The sequence below is a fragment of the Streptomyces lincolnensis genome (genome assembly GCF_001685355.1).
Taxonomy (GTDB): Bacteria; Actinomycetota; Actinomycetes; order Streptomycetales; family Streptomycetaceae; genus Streptomyces; species Streptomyces lincolnensis.
The window spans coordinates 6470462-6488645 of sequence record NZ_CP016438.1 but is presented as its reverse complement, the minus strand read 5'-3'; the positions used below and the strand labels follow the sequence as shown (position 1 = coordinate 6488645).

Here is an 18184-nt window from a genome sequence, read left to right as displayed (position 1 = left end):
TCTCTCCGCCGGGCCTCCTCGGGCCGGCCGCTCAGTACCTGTAGTGCTCCGGCTTGTACGGGCCCTCGGCCGGCACCCCGAGGTACGCGGCCTGCTCCGGGCGCAGTTCCGTGAGCTTCGCGCCGAGCGCGTCCAGGTGGAGGCGGGCGACCTTCTCGTCGAGGTGCTTGGGCAGCACGTGCACGTCGATCGGGTACTGCTCGGGCTTCGTGAACAGCTCGATCTGCGCGATCGTCTGGTTCGCGAACGAGTTCGACATCACGAAGGACGGGTGGCCGGTCGCGTTGCCCAGGTTCAGCAGGCGGCCCTCGGACAGCACGATGAGCTTCTTGCCGTCGGGGAAGGTCCAGGTGTGGACCTGCGGCTTGACCTCGTCCTTGACGATGCCCGGGATCTGCGCGAGGCCGGCCATGTCGATCTCGTTGTCGAAGTGGCCGATGTTCCCGACGATCGCCTGGTGCTTCATCCGCTCCATGTCGGAGGCCAGGATCACGTCCTTGTTGCCGGTCGTGGTGACGAAGATGTCGGCCGTCTCCACCACCTCGTCCAGCCGAGCAACCTGGTAGCCGTCCATCGCGGCCTGCAGCGCGCAGATCGGGTCGATCTCGGTGACGATCACACGGGCGCCCTGGCCGCGCAGCGACTCCGCACAGCCCTTGCCGACATCGCCGTAGCCGCAGACGACCGCGGTCTTGCCGCCGATCAGCACGTCCGTGGCCCGGTTGATGCCGTCGATCAGCGAGTGCCGGCAGCCGTACTTGTTGTCGAACTTCGACTTGGTCACCGAGTCGTTCACGTTGATCGCGGGGAAGAGCAGCGCGCCGACCTGGTGCATCTCGTACAGCCGGTGCACGCCCGTCGTGGTCTCCTCCGTGACGCCGCGGATCGCGGACGCCAGCCCGGTCCAGTCGAGCGTGCTGCTCTCCAGCAGCGCGCGGACCACGGCGAGTTCCTCGTTGGACGCCTCGGGCAGATCACCGGTCTTCTGGTACTCGACGCCCTTGTGCACAAGGAGTGTGGCGTCGCCGCCGTCGTCGAGGATCATGTTGGGCCCCGGGTGGCCGTGCCAGGTCAGCGCCTGCTCGGTGCACCACCAGTACTCCTCCAACGTCTCGCCCTTCCAAGCGAACACGGGGATCCCGGTCGCCGCGACGGCCGCGGCGGCATGGTCCTGGGTGGAGAAGATGTTGCAGGAGGCCCAGCGGACCTCGGCGCCCAGGGCGACCAGGGTCTCGATCAGCACCGCCGTCTGTACGGTCATGTGCAGGGAGCCGGTGATCCGGGCGCCGGCGAGGGGCTGCGATGCCGCGTACTCCTCACGGATCGCCATCAGGCCGGGCATCTCGTACTCGGCCAGCTCGATCTCCTTGCGGCCGAAGGCGGCCAGCGACAGATCGGCGACCTTGGAATCGGTCAGGTCAGCGGGCGACTGCGACGGCATGCGGGGCACTCCTTGAGCCGGTGACGTTGCGGTGGATGTCGAGGGTCGCTGTGGACTTGTTGAGGGTGATGTAGTGCAGGCCGGGCGCCCCCTCGTGCAGGAGGCGCTCGGCCATGGCCGTTGCGTGGTCGACGCCGATGCGGTGGCCGGCGGCCTCGTTGCCGCGGGCCGCCTCCAGGCTCTGGGCCAGGTGCTCGGGGAAGGTGGCGTGGCTCAGTTCGGCGAAGCGGGCGATCTGGCGGACGTCCGTGGCGGGCATGATCTCCGGGATGACCGGGGTGTCGCAGCCCGCGGCCGCCACTCGGTCCCGCAGCCGCAGATAGTCCTCCACGTCGAAGAACATCTGCGTGATCGCGAAGTCCGCCCCCGCCCGGCACTTCGCCACGAAATGCCGGATGTCGCTCTCCCAGTCCGGCGAGCGCGGGTGCTTCTCCGGGAAAGCGGCCACGCCGACGCCGAAGCTGCCGCAGGAGCGGACCAGCGACACCAGCTCGTGGGCATATGTGAGGCCCTCGGGGTGCGCCCGCCACGGTCCGTTCGGATCGCCGTTCGGGTCGCCGCGCAGCGCGAGGATGTCCTGGACGCCGACGTCGGCGTACTGGCCGATGATCTGCCGCAGCTCGCCGATCGAGTGCCCGACAGCGGTCAGGTGGGCCACCGGCCGCAGCGTGGTGTGCGCCGAGATGGCCCGGGTCATCTCGACCGTACGGTCCCGGGAGGAGCCACCGGCCCCGTACGTGATGGAGACGAAGGCGGGGGCGAGGGGCTCGATGCGGCGGATCGCCCGCCACAGCGTCTCGGCCCCCTTGTCGGTCCTGGGCGGGAAGAACTCGAAGGAATACGACCGCTCGCCGGTCGCCAGCAGTTCCCGAAGGGTGGTCATCGGGCCGCTCCGGTGTTGAAGTACTTCGCCTCGGGGTGATGGATGACAATGGCGTCCGTCGACTGCTCCGGGTGGAGCTGGAACTCCTCGCTCAGGTGGACCCCGATGCGCTCCGGCTGGAGCAGTTCGGCGATCTTCGCGCGGTCCGCCAGGTCGGGGCAGGCCCCGTAGCCGAGCGAGAAGCGTGCCCCGCGGTACTTGAGCGCGAGCATGTCTTCCATGGCGGACGGGTCCTCACCGGAGAAGCCGAGCTCGGAGCGGACCCGGGCGTGCCAGTACTCGGCGAGTGCCTCCGCCAACTGCACGGACAGGCCGTGCAGTTCGAGGTAGTCGCGGTAGGCATTGGACTGGAAGAGCTCGGCCGTGGCCTCGCCGATCTTCGAGCCGACGGTGACGACCTGCAGGCCGACGACGTCGGTCTCGCCGGAGTCCTCGGGGCGGAAGAAGTCCGCGAGGCACAGACGGCGGCCGCGACGCTGGCGCGGGAACGTGAAGCGGGTGCGTTCGGTGCCGTCCTCGTCGAGGATGATCAGGTCGTCGCCCTTGGACACGCAGGGGAAGTAGCCGTGGACCACAGCGGCTTCCAGCAGGCCGTCGGTGTGCAGCTTGTCGAGCAGGGCGCGCAGCCGAGGGCTTCCTTCCGTCTCCACCAGTTGCTCGTACGTCGGTCCGGCGCCGGTCCTGGCCTGCCTCAGGCCCCACTGGCCCTTGAACAGGGCGCCCTCGTCCAGCCAGGAGGCATAGTCCTTCAGCGGGATGCCCCTGATGACCCGGCTGCCCCAGAAGGGAGGTGTGGGCACGGGGTTGTCGGTGGCGACGTCGGAGCGGACGCTGTCCTGTTCGGGGCGGTCTTCGACCGGCACGGCGGCGCGCTGCGGTACGCGGCGCTGCCTGAGCTCGGGGAGCGCTGCGCCGGGGATGCCGCGTTTGACGCCGATCAGGGCATCCATCAGGCGCAGGCCCTCGAACGCGTCGCGGGCGTAGCGGACTTCACCCTCGTAGATCTCGTGCAGGTCCTGCTCCACATACGCGCGGGTCAGGGCCGCACCGCCGAGGATCACCGGGTAATCGGCGGCCATCTTCCGTTGGTTGAGCTCCTCCAGGTTCTCCTTCATGATCACCGTGGACTTCACCAGCAGACCCGACATGCCGATCACATCGGCCTTGTGCTCCTCGGCGGCCTGCAAGATCGCCGAGACCGGCTGCTTGATGCCCAGATTCACCACGTTGTAGCCGTTGTTGGACAGGATGATGTCGACGAGGTTCTTGCCGATGTCGTGGACGTCGCCGCGGACGGTGGCGAGCACGATGGTGCCCTTGCCCTCGTCGTCGGTCTTCTCCATGTGCGGTTCGAGGTAGGCGACCGCGGTCTTCATGACCTCGGCGGACTGGAGGACGAACGGCAGCTGCATCTGGCCGGAGCCGAACAGCTCGCCGACGACCTTCATGCCGTCCAGGAGGGTCGCGTTGACGATGTCCAGGGCGGGGCGGTCCTGGAGGGCCGCGTCGAGGTCGGCCTCCAGTCCGTTCTTCTCGCCGTCGATGATGCGGCGCTTGAGGCGCTCGTCCAGCGGGAGGGCCGCGAGCTCCTCGGCCCGGCCGGCCTTGAGGGACTTGGCGGTGGCGCCCTCGAAGAGCTGCATGAGCTTCTGGAGCGGGTCGTAGCCCTCGGCGCGGCGGTCGTGGATGAGGTCGAGGGCCGTCTGGACCTCTTCCTCGGTGAAGCGGGCGATCGGCAGGATCTTGGACGCGTGCACGATCGCCGAGTCCAGGCCCGCCTTGACGCACTCGTCCAAGAACACCGAGTTGAGCAGGATCCGCGCGGCCGGGTTCAGACCGAAGGAGATGTTCGACAGACCCAGCGTGGTCTGTACGTCCGGGTGGCGGCGCTTGAGCTCACGGATCGCCTCGATCGTCGCGACGCCGTCCCCTCGGGACTCCTCCTGACCGGTGCAGATGGTGAAGGTCAGGGTGTCGATGAGGATGTCGGACTCGTGGATGCCCCAGTTGCCCGTCAGATCCTCGATCAGCCGCTCGGCGATGGCGACCTTGTTCTCGACGGTGCGGGCCTGCCCCTCCTCGTCGATGGTCAGCGCGATCAGCGCGGCGCCGTGCTCCTGCGCCAGCTCGGTGACCTTCGCGAAGCGGGACTCGGGGCCGTCGCCGTCCTCGTAGTTCACGGAGTTGATGACCGCCCGGCCGCCGAGGCGCTCCAACCCGGCCTCGATCACATCGACTTCGGTGGAGTCGAGGACGATCGGCAGGGTCGAGGCGGTGGCGAAGCGCCCGGCCAGCTCGCTCATGTCGGCGATACCGTCCCGGCCCACATAATCGACGCACAGGTCGAGCATGTGCGCGCCCTCACGTGTCTGCTCGCGGGCCAGCTCCACACAGTCGTCCCAGCGCGCTTCCAGCATCGCCTCACGGAACTTCCTCGAACCGTTGGCATTCGTCCGCTCACCGATCGCCAGATACGAGATGTCCTGACGGAACGGCACGGTCTGGTAGAGGGAGGCGGCGCCCGGCTCGGGCCGCGGGCTCCGGGCCGCAGGGACCTTGCCGCGGACCCGGTCCACGACCTGCCGCATGTGCTCGGGCGTGGTGCCGCAGCAGCCCCCGACGAGGGACAGACCGTAGTCGGCGACGAAGTTCTCATGGGCGTCGGCCAGTTCCGCCGGGGAGAGCGGATAGTGGGCGCCGTCCTTGGTGAGCACCGGAAGGCCGGCGTTCGGCATGCAGGTCAGCGGGATGCGGGCATGGCGGGCCAGGTAGCGCAGATGCTCGCTCATCTCCGCGGGGCCGGTGGCGCAGTTCATGCCGATGAGGTCGATCCCGAGCGGCTCCAGCGCGGTGAGGGCCGCGCCGATCTCGGTGCCGAGCAGCATCGCGCCGGTGGTCTCCACGGTGACCGACACGATCAGCGGCAGATCGGCGCCTGCGGCCTCCAGGGCGCGGCGGGCGCCGATGACACCGGCCTTGGTCTGCAGCAGGTCCTGCGTGGTCTCCACGATCAGGGCGTCCGCGCCGCCGGCGATCATGCCCTCGGCGTTCTGCTGGTACGCGTCCCTGAGGGTGGAGTACGAGGTGTGCCCGAGGGTGGGCAGTCTGGTGCCGGGGCCCATCGAGCCCAGCACCCAGCGCAACCGGCCGTCCCCGGCGGTAAAGCCGTCGGCGGTCTCGCGGGCGATCCGGGCGCCGGCGGCCGACAGCTCGAAGACCCGGTCCTCGATGCCGTACTCGGCGAGGGCGGCGAAGTTGGCACCGAAGGTGTTGGTGCCCACACAGTCCACCCCGGCCGCGAAGTACTCCTCGTGCACCGACCGGACGACGTCGGGGCGGGTGACGTTCAGGACCTCGTTGCAGCCCTCCAGCTGCTGGAAGTCCTCCAGCGTCGGGTCGTACGACTGGAGCATGGTGCCCATCGCACCGTCGGCGACCACCACGCGGGAGGCGAGAGCCTCGCGGAGCGCGGAGCTGCGGGAGCGGCTATCGGCTTGCATGGCTGCTCCCGAGTACGGGGGCGAGCGCGAGGGCGGCACCGGGGCCGTATGCCTGCTCCAGGGTGGCGGACAGCCGGTCCGGGTCGACCTCGTACGACTGCGAACCCACCGCGCCCAGCGCCACCGCGGCCAGCGCGCAGCCCAGGCGGGCCGCGGGCTCCAGGGGCACCTGTCGGCTGATGCCGGCCAGGAAGCCGGCGCGGAAGGCGTCGCCGACACCCGTCGGATCGGTGATGCGGGCGCCGGGGACGGCGGGGACGGTCAGTACGGGCTGTCCGGAGCGGCTGATGCGCACACCGTTGCCGCCCAGGGTGGTCACCCAGGTGCCGACGGTCGAGAGGACGTCGCGGCGGCTCCAGCCAGTGCGCTCCAGAAGCAGCGCGGCCTCGTATTCGTTGGTGAACAGCCAGGTGGCGCCGTCCACCAGATCGCGGATCTGCTCGCCGGACAGCCGGGCCAGCTGCTGCGAGGGGTCGGCGGCGAAGGGGAGGCCGAGGCTGCGGCACTCGGCGGTGTGCCGCAGCATCGCCGACGGGTCGTTGGGCGAGATCAGGACCAGGCCGGGGCGCCCGTCTGCGGCAATGAGCGCCCGCAGATCCATCTCACCGGCCTCGGCCATCGCGCCCGCGTAGAACGCGGCGATCTGGTTGGCATCCTGGTCGGTGATGCACATGAAACGGGCCGTCCCGTGTTCGGCGGAGACCCGCACTCCCCCGGTGTCGACGCCGTGCTCCTTGAGCCACACCATGTACTCGGCGCCGTCCGTACCGACCACCCCGACGAGCAGCGGGGACAGACCGAAACCGCCGAGGCCGAAGGCGATGTTGGCGGCGACTCCGCCCCGGCGCACGTCCAGGCGGTCGGTCAGGAAGGACAGGGACACGTGCTCCAGTTGGCCGGGGAGCAGCTGGTCGGCGAACCGGCCGGGAAAGGTCATCAGATGGTCGGTTGCTATGGACCCGGTCACCGCGATACGCATGGGAACTCCTTCGGTTGCACAGGTCAGATGCCCGCAGCTGACCTGAGGTGCGGGGCCCGGTCCGTGCTCTCCCAGGTGAAGTCCGGGTGCTCGCGGCCGAAGTGTCCGTACGACGAGGTCTGCGCGTAGACGGGCCGCAGCAGGTCCAGGTCACGGATGATCGCGGCCGGGCGGAGGTCGAAGACCTCGCCGATGGCCCCCTCGATCCTGTCCGTGGCGACCACGGCGGTGCCGAAGGTCTCGACGAAGAGACCCACCGGGCGGGCCTTGCCGATGGCGTACGCGACCTGCACTTCACAGCGGGTGGCAAGACCGGCCGCGACCACGTTCTTCGCCACCCAGCGCATCGCGTACGCCGCGGAACGGTCGACCTTCGACGGGTCCTTGCCGGAGAAGGCCCCGCCGCCGTGCCGGGCCATGCCGCCATACGTATCGACGATGATCTTCCGGCCGGTCAGGCCCGCATCGCCCATCGGACCGCCGATCTCGAACCGGCCGGTGGGGTTCACCAGCAGCCTGTAACCCTCGGTGTCGAGCTTGATGCCGTCCTGCGCGAGCTGATCCAGGACGTGGCCGACGACTTCCTCGCGGATGTCGGGGGTGAGCAGCAGGTCCAGGTCGATGCCGGCGGCGTGCTGAGAGGACACGACGACCGTGTCCAGGCGTACCGGCCTGCTGCCCTCGTACTCGATGGTCACCTGAGTCTTGCCGTCGGGACGCAGATACGGGACGGTCCCGTCCTTCCGCACGGCCGACAGGCGCTCGGACAGCCGGTGCGCCAGATGGATGGGCAGCGGCATCAGCGACGGCGTCTCGTCGGTGGCGTAGCCGAACATCAGACCCTGGTCGCCGGCACCCTGCTGGTCCAGCCGGTCCTCTTCGCCACCGGAAAGGCCCTCGATGCGCTTCTCGTACGCCGAGTCGACGCCCTGCGCGATATCGGGGGACTGGGCGCCGATGGACACCGATACGCCACAGGAGTTGCCGTCGAAGCCCTTGGCCGACGAGTCGTATCCGATACCCACGACGGTGTCGCGGACCAGCTGGGCCACCGGTGCGTAGGCGCGGGTGGTGACCTCACCCGCGATGTGCACCTGACCTGTGGTGATCATGGTTTCCACGGCGACGCGGGAGGCCGGATCCTCGCTCAGCAGCGCGTCGAGGATGGTGTCGCTGATCCGGTCGGCGATCTTGTCGGGATGCCCTTCGGTCACGGACTCCGAGGTGAACAGACGACGAGACATGTCTCTCCAGGTGTTTGCCGCAAGGAATCGAGGAGCGGGGGGCGCGGGGTGGGCACCTCCGCGACGCCTGCCTCTGACGGGTCCGCGTGCTCAAGAAGCGTTCTTCGAAGGTGAGGCGTGCACTCCGCTCCCGGTGCCCGCGGCCCTTCGGGCCGCGGGCTTCTCCCACCTGGAAGGTGGTGCGGGAACGGCAGGCGCCGCCGGAGGGGAGGCAGGACGGCGCACCGGCCGGCTTCGAAGACCCCGAGAAGCAGGCGTCGCGAAGTATGTTCAGCGCTTGGTACCGGTGATGACCGCGTCACCGATGCCGACGGAGAGCCGTCCGGACGGCTCGAAGCCGACCTCGGAGAACCACTCCTCGTACTCGCGGCACGTGTAGACCATGCCCTCGCCGGAGGCGACGGTCAGGAAGTACGCGGACAGGGCCGCGGCCACATCCGGACCGGTGTCGTCGTCGTGCGCCTCCGGCGTGACCACGAAGATGCCGGCACCGGGCTCGACGGCACGGGCGGCCTTCGCGATCAGCCCCTTGTTCCGCTCGATGGACCAGATCTCCAGGAAGTGCCCGAAGAGCACGGCATCGCAGCCCTGCGGGAACTCGTCCTCGAACACGTCCAGGCCGATCGCGCGGACCCGGTCGCTCAGACCGAGAGAGGCGATCTTCTCGTTCGCCCGCTCCGCGACGGTGGGCAGGTCCGCGATGGTGATGCGCAGGTGGGGCCAACGGCGCGCCAGGTGCGTCGCGTTCACGGCGGTGCCGCCGCCGATGTCGAGCAGGTGCGTGTACCCCGACAGGTCCAGGTGCTCCACCAGTTCCTCGGCCACCAGCCGGCTCACGGAGCCCATCATGTTGTGGAAGACGGTCTCCTGCTGCGAGTCGAGAGCGAGCCGCCCGTACAGCGTCGGAGAGTCGCCGGGGATCTCGCGCTGCAGACCGACATTGGAGTACGCCTTCAGCGACTCGTAGAACCAGGCCATGGGCCGGTAGTTGATGTGCTGCTCCCACGGCACGAACGCCGCGGGCACATCGTCCAGCTTGCCGGCCAGCGGCTCGGAGACCGGCGAGTTGAAGTAGCGGTCGTCCTCCTTGCGCAGCAGACCTGCGCTGGTGCAGCCGAGGAGCAGGATACGGGCCGGCTGCTCCTCGATCTCCAGCCGGACGGCTATCTCCGCCCGGGTGAGGCCGGGCTCACGGCCGAGCAGCTCGAAGAGCCCGAACTGGCAGGCCGCGCTCAGGTACTGGAACCGGTAGTGGGCGTAGTAGAGCTCACGCAGCGGTTCGAGGGAACGGGTCCGCGGGTCGGTCGAAGCATTGGGCATTGTTCTCTTGCCTCCCAGTGTCAGTGCGTGCTGAACGCCTGGGCGTATTCCAGGCGTGACTTCCGGTGGAAGCGCGTTCGTCATCCGGGAGGGAACCCGGCCAACCACCAGCAGAGGTTTGAGAACAGCCTGTCCGCGCGGGAGGCCCAGGACATCACGTATTCACGTGGTCTACGGGGGTGCCCAGTACGGGCTTCGCCCAGAGCCGGGCAGTTGAGCTGCGCAGCGCGCCCCCGGCGTATGCGGCTGGGCCGACAAGGCGGTCGACGAGCTGCCGGGCGAAGGTCTTCTTCGTTTTCGGTGGCGGGTCGGGGTTGCCGGAATGTCCGACCCGGACAGCAGGCCGCCCTCACCCACCAGGTTCACCCCCTCGCGGGGGCCCGCTCGATCAACTCTTCGGCCATGTCCCGGTTGGCCTGATCACGCTCCCCAACTCCGGTGCCAGGTCTGCCATCCGCCCCTCACAGAGGCCAGGCGGCCAGCAAGTCGCCGGGACCGTAGGTGGCGTCAAGCCCCGGACAGTCGACTCCACTGCGCGAAACCGCCACGACGGGAACAGGTTCGTCGGTGAGGGCGGCCCGGTGCCGATGGAGAGCGGCCAAGTCGTGCCCGTCGAAGGGCGACTGCTCCAGCCACTTGATGGAGCCGACGAAGAGCAGCTCCTTGGCAATGGGGGCGCGGTCCGCCCCGACGATATCGATCTCGACGTCGTTGGTACGGGTCCAGTGGCCGCCCACCGCGGGGGCCGCGGGAAGCCGGTCGTCCGGCAGTATCCGCGCCAGGGCCTCGCGGACAAGGGGCTCGACGGCCCGGCCGCGCCAGCTGGTCCAGTTCTCCCGGATCCGCGCCAAGGTCAGATCGCCCCGCCCCCGCTCGATCTCCTCCATGGAGGGGCCGAGCAGGTGCAGCCAGAACCGCAGGTAGGGATCTGCCACCCGGTAGCGGCGATCCTTCGACGGACGCAGCGATACGGGCAGCTCCGCGGCGACGATCCGCTTGTCGGTGAGCAGCCCCAGCGCTCGCTGCAGCGGCGTGGCCCCGATTCCGCCGGCTGCACGAGCGATGTTGGTGAAGGTCCGCTCACCACTGCCGATGGCCGCCAGCACCGTACGCGCCTGAGCCTGCGGGGGAAATTCGGCAGCCAGCGAACGCTCGGCCGACACCAGCAGGGCCGAGACCGGGTCACTCAGCGCCTCACCGAGGAAGTCCCACAGCCCTACGCCCCGCGGCCACTCCGCGCAGATCAGCGGCAGCCCGCCGGTGACCAGCGCGGCGTCGAAGGCTTCCGCCGGATCCAGCCCGAGCATCCGCCCCACCTCGGCGGGGTTCAGCGGTCCCAGCACCATCTCCCGGCCGCGCTGATGGAAGGGTCGTCCGTAGCTGTTCAGTGCCTCCATCATCGACAGATCGGAGCCGATGAGGACCAGCAGCACCGGCTTGGTCTCCAGCACCCGATCCCAGGCCCGTTGCAGCATCCCCTCAAAGGCGCCATCGGTATCCATCAGGTACGGCACTTCGTCGATGACCAGCACACTCACTCGGTCGGCGGGCAGCGCCGCGGCCAGCACATCGAACGCGGCGTCCCAGCTCTCCGGCCGCGCGGCGGCCACCAGCCCCGCCAACGGCAGCGTCGACGCCTGGGCGTCCCGGGCCAGCCGTGCCAGATCATCCCTGGGGGACGCACCGGTCGCCGCATAGAACAAGAACGGGGCTCCGGAGCGCTCCGCGAACCGCTCGACCAGTCGCGACTTGCCCACCCGGCGCCGCCCACGCAACATCACGCACCGACCGGGCCGCTCCCCACCAACCCCTGCCGCCACCTTCTGCAGCTCTCGTTCCAGCGTCGCCAGCTCCTGGCGACGGCCCACAAAATCCACCACGTCTGCCGACCTCCACGCATGACACTAACAACAATGTTAGTAACATAGACGTTACCCTGTCGGAGCGGGAAAGAACCAGGGCCCGACTCCAAAGAGTCGGGCCCCTCTGACCTGCGTGTTTGCCAGACCAACGACGTGGCGACAGAGCACCCGCTAGACGTTGAACCTGAACTCGACCACATCCCCGTCCTGCATCACGTAGTCCTTGCCCTCCATCCGCGCCTTGCCCTTGGCGCGGGCCTCGGCGACCGAGCCCGTTTCGACGAGGTCGGCGAAGGAGATGACCTCGGCCTTGATGAAGCCCTTCTGGAAGTCGGTGTGGATGACACCGGCGGCCTCGGGGGCGGTGGCGCCCTTCTTGATGGTCCAGGCGCGGGATTCCTTGGGGCCTGCCGTGAGGTAGGTCTGGAGGCCGAGGGTGTTGAAGCCGACGTGGGCGAGGCGGGCGAGGCCGGCCTCCTCGACGCCGACCGACTGGAGGAGCTCCAGGGCTTCCTCCTCGTCGAGCTCGGCGAGGTCCGCCTCCAGCTTGGCGTTGAGGAAGATCGCCTCGGCCGGGGCGACCAGGGCGCGCTGCTCGGCCTTGAAGGCCTCGTCGGTCAGCTCGTCCTCGTCGACGTTGAAGACGTACAGGAACGGCTTGACGGTGAGCAGGTGCAGGTCGTGGAGGAGGGCCTCCTGGTCGGAGTCCTGCTTGATGCCGGCGGCGAAGAGGGTCTGGCCGCCGTCCAGGATCTCCTTGGCCGCCTCGACCGCCGCCACCTTGGGGGCGATGTCCTTCTTGATGCGCGACTCCTTCTGGAGGCGCGGCAGGACCTTCTCGATGGTCTGGAGGTCGGCGAGGATCAGCTCGGTGTTGATCGTCTCGATGTCGTCCTTCGGCGAGACCTTGCCGTCGACGTGGACGACGTTCTCGTCCTTGAAGGCACGGATGACCTGGCAGATCGCGTCGGACTCACGGATGTTCGCGAGGAACTTGTTGCCCAGGCCCTCGCCCTCGGACGCGCCGCGCACGATGCCCGCGATGTCGACGAAGTCCACGGTCGCGGGAAGGATCCGCTGGGAGGAGAAGATCTCGGCCAGTTTGGTCAGGCGCGCGTCCGGGACGCCGACGACACCGACGTTCGGCTCGATCGTGGCGAACGGGTAGTTGGCCGCCAGCACGTCGTTCTTGGTCAGGGCGTTGAACAGGGTCGACTTGCCGACATTCGGCAGACCGACGATTCCGATCGTGAGCGACACGGTGCGACTTCCCGGAGTGAGAGAGGAGAGCGGGCGGCTGGCGTGAGCGGACCTGCGCGACGGCCCCTGGGGGCCGGTCCATGGGTCCGATCCACCAGTCTACGGGCTGACCCGCCCCGCCCCGGCGACGTATCGAACGCTTGGCCAAGGTCTGGCCGACGGCGTGTCTGAGGGCCGATTCGACACATAAACCGACCTAAGTTGGTCCAGTGGAGCAACACAGGACGCGACCCCCGCAGTACGGAACGCGACGCGATGCGCCGTCGCCCCTGCCGCCGCAGGCGGCTCGGGCCGCGAGCGCCCGTCCGCAGCGGCCGGCGCGACCCGGCAGAACCGGTGCGCCGCCCCGCGGCGACGCGCCCCAGCGCCGTCCCTCGCCGGTACGGCCCTCCGGCCCGCCCCTGCTCCAGGCCGTACGGCGGATGCCCAACCCCCGGCTCACCGGGCTCGGCGGCGGGCTGTTCTGCGGGGCGCTGATGTTCCTGCTCGGCTGTGTGGACGCGCTGCTGTTCGGCTCGTCGCTGACGGTGTACGGCGTGCTGTTCGTCCCGGTGTGCGCGCTGACCGCGCTCTGGATCCGCCGGGGCGACCTGCTGACCGCCCCCATCATCGTGCCCATCGCCTTCACCGTGGGCCTGTTCCCCGTGGCCGACAACACCGGCGGGGTGAGCGGCCGCCTGATGGGCCTGTTCACCGCCCTGGCGACCCAGGCGGGCTGGCTCTACGGCGGAACACTCGTCGCCGGGCTCATCGCGACCGTACGGAAGCTCCACCTGATGGCCCGCCGGGCCGTCGCCGCCAGGAACCGCCCGACCGCGTGACCCGCCGGGCCTGGCCCGGGCGCTGATTCAGGCGCTGATTCAGGCGTGGTTCGCCGCGCGCATCGCCGCTCCCACGATCCCCGCGTTGTTCAGGAGCTGCGCCGGGACGAGCTCGGCCTGGATGCCCTCGATGTGGTGCAGGAACTTCTGCGACTTGCGGCTGACGCCGCCGCCGATGATGAACAGCTCGGGCGAGAACAGCATCTCGACGTGGGCGAGGTACTTCTGGACTCGGTGGGCCCAGTGCTCCCAGGTCAGTTCCTCGTCCTCCTTGGCCTTGCTGGAGGCGCGCTTCTCCGCGTCGTGGCCGTGCAGTTCCAGGTGGCCCAGCTCGGTGTTGGGGACGAGGACGCCGTCGACGAAGACCGCGCTGCCGATGCCGGTGCCGAAGGTCAGCAGGATGACGGTGCCCTTGCGGTCCCGGCCGGCGCCGAAGTTCATCTCGGCGACGCCCGCCGCGTCCGCGTCGTTGACCACCGTCACCGGCAGGCCGCCCAGGCGGTCGCTGAACAACGCGCGCGCGTCGGTGTCGATCCAGCTCTTGTCGACATTGGCCGCGGTGCGGATGGTGGCGCCGCCGGTGACGACGCCCGGGAAGGTGAGTCCGACCGGGCCGGTCCAGCCGTAGTGCTCGACGACCTGCCTGACGCCGTCCGCCACCCCGTCGGGCGTCGCCGGGTGCGGAGTGAGCACCTTGAAGCGCTCCTCCGCCAGGTCGCCCTTGTCCAGGTCCACTGGGGCGCCCTTGATCCCGGATCCACCGATGTCCACGCCGAAGATCTGCATGGCCCTACGTTACGACGGAGGACTGACAGTCACGCCCCCGAGGGGGCGCTCAGCGCACCGGGCTCACGCCCCCGTGGGGTTCGTGCGCTCCGCGATCAGCGCCGCCGCCTCCTCGCGCAGGTCACGGCGCAGCTCCTTCGGCAGCGAGAAGGTGATGGACTCCTCGGCCGCCTTGACCAGTTCGACGTCCCCGTAGCCGCGCTCGGACAGCCACTCCAGGACCTCCTCGACCAGCACCTCGGGCACGGAGGCGCCGGAGGTGACGCCGACGGTCGTGACGCCCTCCAGCCAGGCCTCGCCGATCTCACTGGCGAAGTCCACGAGGTAGGCCTCGCGGGCGCCGGCCAGCTTGGCGACCTCGACGAGCCGCACGGAGTTGGAGGAGTTGCGGGAGCCGACCACGATGACGAGCTCGGCCTCGGCGCCCATCTGCTTCACCGCGAGCTGACGGTTCTGCGTGGCGTAGCAGATGTCGTCGCTGGGCGGCGAGATCAGCTGCGGGAACTTCTCCTTGAGCGCGTCGACGGTCTCCATCGTCTCGTCCACGCTCAGCGTGGTCTGGGAGAGCCAGACGATCTTCGACGGGTCGCGGACCTCGACCTTGGCGACGTCCTCGGGGCCGTCGACGAGCTGGATGTGGTCGGGCGCCTCGCCGGAGGTGCCGATGACCTCTTCGTGGCCCTCGTGCCCGATCAGGAGGATGTCGTAGTCCTCGTTGGCAAAGCGGACGGCTTCCTTGTGGACCTTGGTGACCAGGGGGCAGGTCGCGTCGATGGTGGCGAGCTGCCCGCGCGCGGCCTCCTCGTGGACGACGGGGGCGACGCCGTGCGCGGAGAACATGACGATGTTGCCCGGGGGGACCTCCTCCGTCCGTTCGACGAAGATGGCGCCCTTCTTCTCCAGGGTCTGCACGACGTACTTGTTGTGGACGATCTCGTGCCGGACGTACACCGGAGCGCCGTACTGCTCCAGGGCTTTCTCGACGGCGATCACGGCGCGGTCCACACCCGCGCAGTAGCCCCGGGGGGCGGCGAGCAGGACACGGCGGCCAGGCGAAGCAGTCATGCGTCCCATCGTAAGGCCGCGTTCGGCGCGTCGGAGATCGCGTGGGTGCCGGGATGGTGGGGAGACTGACGGTGGACTGTGACGGGTGGGTACGAGCGGGACGGGCGAGGCACCGGCGGAGGCGTGATGTCCCAGGCGGATACGGCGGAACGTACGGCCCACGAGGGAGAGGGCCTGCGACGGAGCCTCGGCTTCCGTGACCTGGTCGTCTACGGGCTGCTGTTCATCGCGCCGATGGCTCCCGTCGGCGTGTACGGCACCCTGGACGCGAAGTCCCACGGAGCGGTCGCGCTCGTCTATGTCGTCGCCACCGTCGCGATGGCGTTCACCGCTTTCAGCTACGCGCAGATGGTGCGGGTGGTCCCCCAGGCTGGGTCGGTGTTCGCCTACGCGCGCGTGGCGCTCGGCCGGGAGGCCGGGTTCGTCGCCGGGTGGATGGCACTGCTGGACTACCTCCTCATCCCGGCGGTGGCGTACCTGTTCTCCGGGATCGCGATGAACGCGCTCGTCCCGGAGGTCTCGCGGTGGGTGTGGACGGCGCTGGCGGTCGTCGTCACGACCGTGCTGAACCTGTGGGGCGTACGGGTCGCGGCCCGCGTGGGCTTTCTGGTGCTGGCGCTGGAGATCGTGGTCCTGCTGGTGTTCGTGGTCTCCGCGGCGGTCGTCCTCGCGCGGGACGGGGCGCAGCGGGGGTGGCTGTCGCCGCTGTCCGGGGACGGCTCGCAGGGGGCGTTCGCGCTGTCGGCGGTGATCGGCGCGGTGTCGATCGCGGTCCTGTCCTACCTCGGCTTCGACGCGATCGCCTCCTTCGCCGAGGAGGTCACCGGCGGCTCGCGGAAGGTGGCGCGGGCGGTGCTGTTCTGTCTCGCCCTCGCGGGCGTGCTGTTCATCGCGCAGACCTACCTCGTGGCGCTCCTGGAGCCGCTGTCCTCGGCACGGCTCGCGGCCGATCCCGGCCGTCAGGGTTCCGCGTTCTACGACGCCGTGGACGCCTCGGTCGGAACGTGGCTGCACGATCTGGTGGCCGTGAGCAAGGCCATCGGGGCGGCTTTCGCGGCACTGGCCGGCCAGGCGGCCGCGGGACGGCTGCTGTTCGCGATGGGCCGCGACCGGCGGCTGCCGCGGGCCCTGTCGAAGACGGATTCCGGGGTACCGAGGATCGCCCTGCTGTGCGCGGCCGTCATCACCCTGGTCGCGGCCGTCTGGGCGGCCCGCCGGGACGACGGCATGGACCACCTGGTGTCGGTCGTCGACATCGGCGCCCTCACGGCCTTCACCCTCCTGCACGCGAGCGTGGTGACCTGGTTCGCGGTACGGCGCCGAGGCGGCCCGGTCAGCTGGTGGCGGCACGTGCTCGTCCCGGTGGCGGGCGCGGTGATCACGATCGCCGTGATCGTGGAGGCGTCGGGGGCGGCGCAAGTGGTCGGGGCGGTGTGGTTCGCGGTCGGGGTGGTGGTGCTGGTGGCACAGCGGGGGCGCGGACCGGCCGACGGGTAGCGCGAGCGGGGTCGACCGCGACACGCGTCGTCGGCGGAGCAGGCCGGCCGGCTGGTCGTGGCATGTATTCGTGCCGGTCGTGGGGGCGGTGATCACGATCGCCGTGATCGTGGAGGCGTTGGGGGCGGCGCAGGTGGTCGGGGCGGTGTGGTTCGCGGTCGGGGTGGTGGTGCTGGTGGCACAGCGGGGGCGCGGACCGGCCGACGGGTAGCGCGAGCGGGGCCGACCGTGACAGGCGCCGTCGGTCGTCGAGTGGTGGTGGGCGGTGACGGTGTGTTGTCGGACCCTGGCGTTACGCTCGCGGCATGGCTCTCAACACGTCCGCGGAAACGCCCCTGCCGGTCGGCGAGGTGTCGCGGCTCATCGGCGGGTGGATCGATCGGCTCGGTGCCGTGTGGGTCGAGGGGCAGATCACCCAGTTGTCGCGCCGGCCGGGCGCGGGGGTCGTGTTCCTGACACTGCGTGATCCGTCGTACGACATCTCGGTGAGCGTCACCTGTTATCGGCAGGTGTTCGACGCGGTCGCCGATGTGGTGAGCGAGGGCGCCCGGGTGGTCGTCCAGGCGAAGCCCGAGTGGTACGCGCCGCGGGGGCAGTTGTCGCTGCGGGCCGCCGAGATAAGGCCCGTGGGGATGGGCGAACTGCTCGCGCGGCTGGAGCGGTTGAAGAAGTCGCTGGCCGCGGAGGGGCTGTTCGCGCCCGAGCGGAAGAAGCCGTTGCCGTTTCTGCCGCAGCTCGTGGGGCTGGTGTGCGGGCGGGCCTCGGCGGCCGAGCGGGACGTCCTGGAGAACGCCCGGCACCGCTGGCCGGCCGTCCGCTTCGAGGTGCGCAATGTCGCCGTCCAGGGTGTGCACGCCGTGCCGCAGGTCGTGCAGGCCGTCAAGGAGCTCGACGCGCTCGACGACGTCGACGTGATCATCGTCGCCCGCGGCGGCGGCAGCGTGGAGGACCTGCTGCCGTTCTCCGACGAGCAGCTGGTGCGGACCGTCGCCGAGTGCCGTACACCGGTCGTGTCCGCCATCGGGCACGAGCCGGACAACCCGCTGCTGGACCACGTCGCCGACCTGCGGGCCTCCACCCCCACCGACGCCGCCAAGAAGGTCGTACCGGATGTCGGGGAGGAGTACGAGCGGGTGCGGTTGCTGCGGGACCGGGCGCGGCGGTGTGTCATGGCGTTCGTCGACCGGGAGGAGCGCGGGCTCGCCCACGCGCTGGCGCGGCCGTCGATAGAGGATCCGCACCGGATGATCGACGAGCGGGCCGACCACGTGGCCTCCCTGCTCGACCGCGGCCGGCGCACCGTCGGGCATCTCCTCGACCGCGCCGACTCGGAGCTGACGCACACCCACGCGCGCGTGGTGGCCCTCTCCCCCGCCGCGACCCTGAAGCGGGGGTACGCCGTCCTCCAGAGGTCCGACGGGCATGTCGTGCGCGATCCCGGCGAGGTGACCGGGGACGAGGTGCTGCGGGCGCGGGTGGCCGAGGGCGAGTTCGTCGTCCGGGTCGAGTCGTAGGGAATCTCGATG

At 69.8% G+C, this 18184-nt stretch carries 14 protein-coding genes; 4 read left to right on the top strand and 10 right to left on the bottom strand.

The window, feature by feature from the left end; all coding sequences use genetic code 11:
• Nucleotides 1-31: 31 nt before the first annotated feature.
• The 8 genes from ahcY to ychF all read right to left on the bottom strand — a co-directional run bounded on the left by ahcY (nt 32) and on the right by ychF (nt 12489).
• Nucleotides 32-1441: an adenosylhomocysteinase gene (gene ahcY, locus SLINC_RS29025; protein WP_067438858.1), complete on the bottom strand. Its 1410-nt coding sequence runs from the start codon at nt 1439-1441 to the stop codon at nt 32-34.
• Nucleotides 1419-2324: a methylenetetrahydrofolate reductase [NAD(P)H] gene (gene metF / locus SLINC_RS29020; RefSeq protein WP_067438854.1), complete on the bottom strand. Its 906-nt coding sequence runs from the start codon at nt 2322-2324 to the stop codon at nt 1419-1421. Before metF ends, ahcY begins: the two co-directional genes overlap by 23 nt.
• Nucleotides 2321-5824 (bottom strand): methionine synthase, encoded by a 3504-nt coding sequence (gene metH, locus SLINC_RS29015; RefSeq protein WP_067438851.1) that lies wholly within the window; start codon nt 5822-5824, stop codon nt 2321-2323. Before metH ends, metF begins: the two co-directional genes overlap by 4 nt.
• Nucleotides 5811-6803: a carbohydrate kinase family protein gene (locus tag SLINC_RS29010; protein WP_067438848.1), complete on the bottom strand. Its 993-nt coding sequence runs from the start codon at nt 6801-6803 to the stop codon at nt 5811-5813. The genes metH and SLINC_RS29010 overlap by 14 nt, the downstream gene beginning before the upstream one ends.
• A gap of 23 nt (nt 6804-6826) precedes the next feature.
• Complete coding sequence (metK, locus tag SLINC_RS29005) at nt 6827-8047, bottom strand: methionine adenosyltransferase (protein WP_067438845.1); 1221 nt, start codon at nt 8045-8047, stop codon at nt 6827-6829.
• 270 nt (nt 8048-8317) lie between these two features.
• On the bottom strand, nt 8318-9367 hold the full coding sequence (locus SLINC_RS29000; RefSeq protein ID WP_067438841.1) for a methyltransferase: 1050 nt from the start codon (nt 9365-9367) through the stop codon (nt 8318-8320).
• A gap of 461 nt (nt 9368-9828) precedes the next feature.
• Nucleotides 9829-11247: an ATP-binding protein gene (locus SLINC_RS28995; RefSeq protein WP_067438838.1), complete on the bottom strand. Its 1419-nt coding sequence runs from the start codon at nt 11245-11247 to the stop codon at nt 9829-9831.
• Between the two features lie 153 nt (nt 11248-11400).
• Complete coding sequence (gene ychF / locus SLINC_RS28990; protein WP_067438836.1) at nt 11401-12489, bottom strand: redox-regulated ATPase YchF; 1089 nt, start codon at nt 12487-12489, stop codon at nt 11401-11403.
• A gap of 209 nt (nt 12490-12698) precedes the next feature.
• Here ychF and SLINC_RS28985 point away from each other — a divergent pair, with 209 nt between their 5' ends.
• Nucleotides 12699-13310, top strand: coding sequence for a DUF6542 domain-containing protein (locus SLINC_RS28985; RefSeq protein ID WP_079164777.1), 612 nt, complete (start codon nt 12699-12701; stop codon nt 13308-13310).
• A 39-nt stretch (nt 13311-13349) separates the two neighbouring features.
• On the opposite strand, the gene ppgK is transcribed toward SLINC_RS28985, so the two are convergent.
• Both ppgK and SLINC_RS28975 read right to left on the bottom strand, forming a co-directional pair.
• Nucleotides 13350-14096, bottom strand: coding sequence for a polyphosphate--glucose phosphotransferase (gene ppgK, locus SLINC_RS28980; RefSeq protein ID WP_067438829.1), 747 nt, complete (start codon nt 14094-14096; stop codon nt 13350-13352).
• A 63-nt stretch (nt 14097-14159) separates the two neighbouring features.
• Nucleotides 14160-15170, bottom strand: coding sequence for a 4-hydroxy-3-methylbut-2-enyl diphosphate reductase (locus SLINC_RS28975; RefSeq protein WP_182449217.1), 1011 nt, complete (start codon nt 15168-15170; stop codon nt 14160-14162).
• 117 nt (nt 15171-15287) lie between these two features.
• Here SLINC_RS28975 and SLINC_RS28970 point away from each other — a divergent pair, with 117 nt between their 5' ends.
• From SLINC_RS28970 to xseA, 3 genes are all read left to right on the top strand, one after another.
• The gene (locus tag SLINC_RS28970; protein ID WP_067438825.1) at nt 15288-16658 is read left to right on the top strand and encodes an APC family permease; all 1371 of its coding nucleotides are present in this window, start codon (nt 15288-15290) and stop codon (nt 16656-16658) included.
• A gap of 70 nt (nt 16659-16728) precedes the next feature.
• Nucleotides 16729-16869 (top strand): hypothetical protein, encoded by a 141-nt coding sequence (locus SLINC_RS48135; RefSeq protein WP_159425368.1) that lies wholly within the window; start codon nt 16729-16731, stop codon nt 16867-16869.
• A gap of 94 nt (nt 16870-16963) precedes the next feature.
• Nucleotides 16964-18172 (top strand): exodeoxyribonuclease VII large subunit, encoded by a 1209-nt coding sequence (xseA, locus tag SLINC_RS28965; RefSeq protein WP_067438819.1) that lies wholly within the window; start codon nt 16964-16966, stop codon nt 18170-18172.
• Nucleotides 18173-18184: the final 12 nt, after the last annotated feature.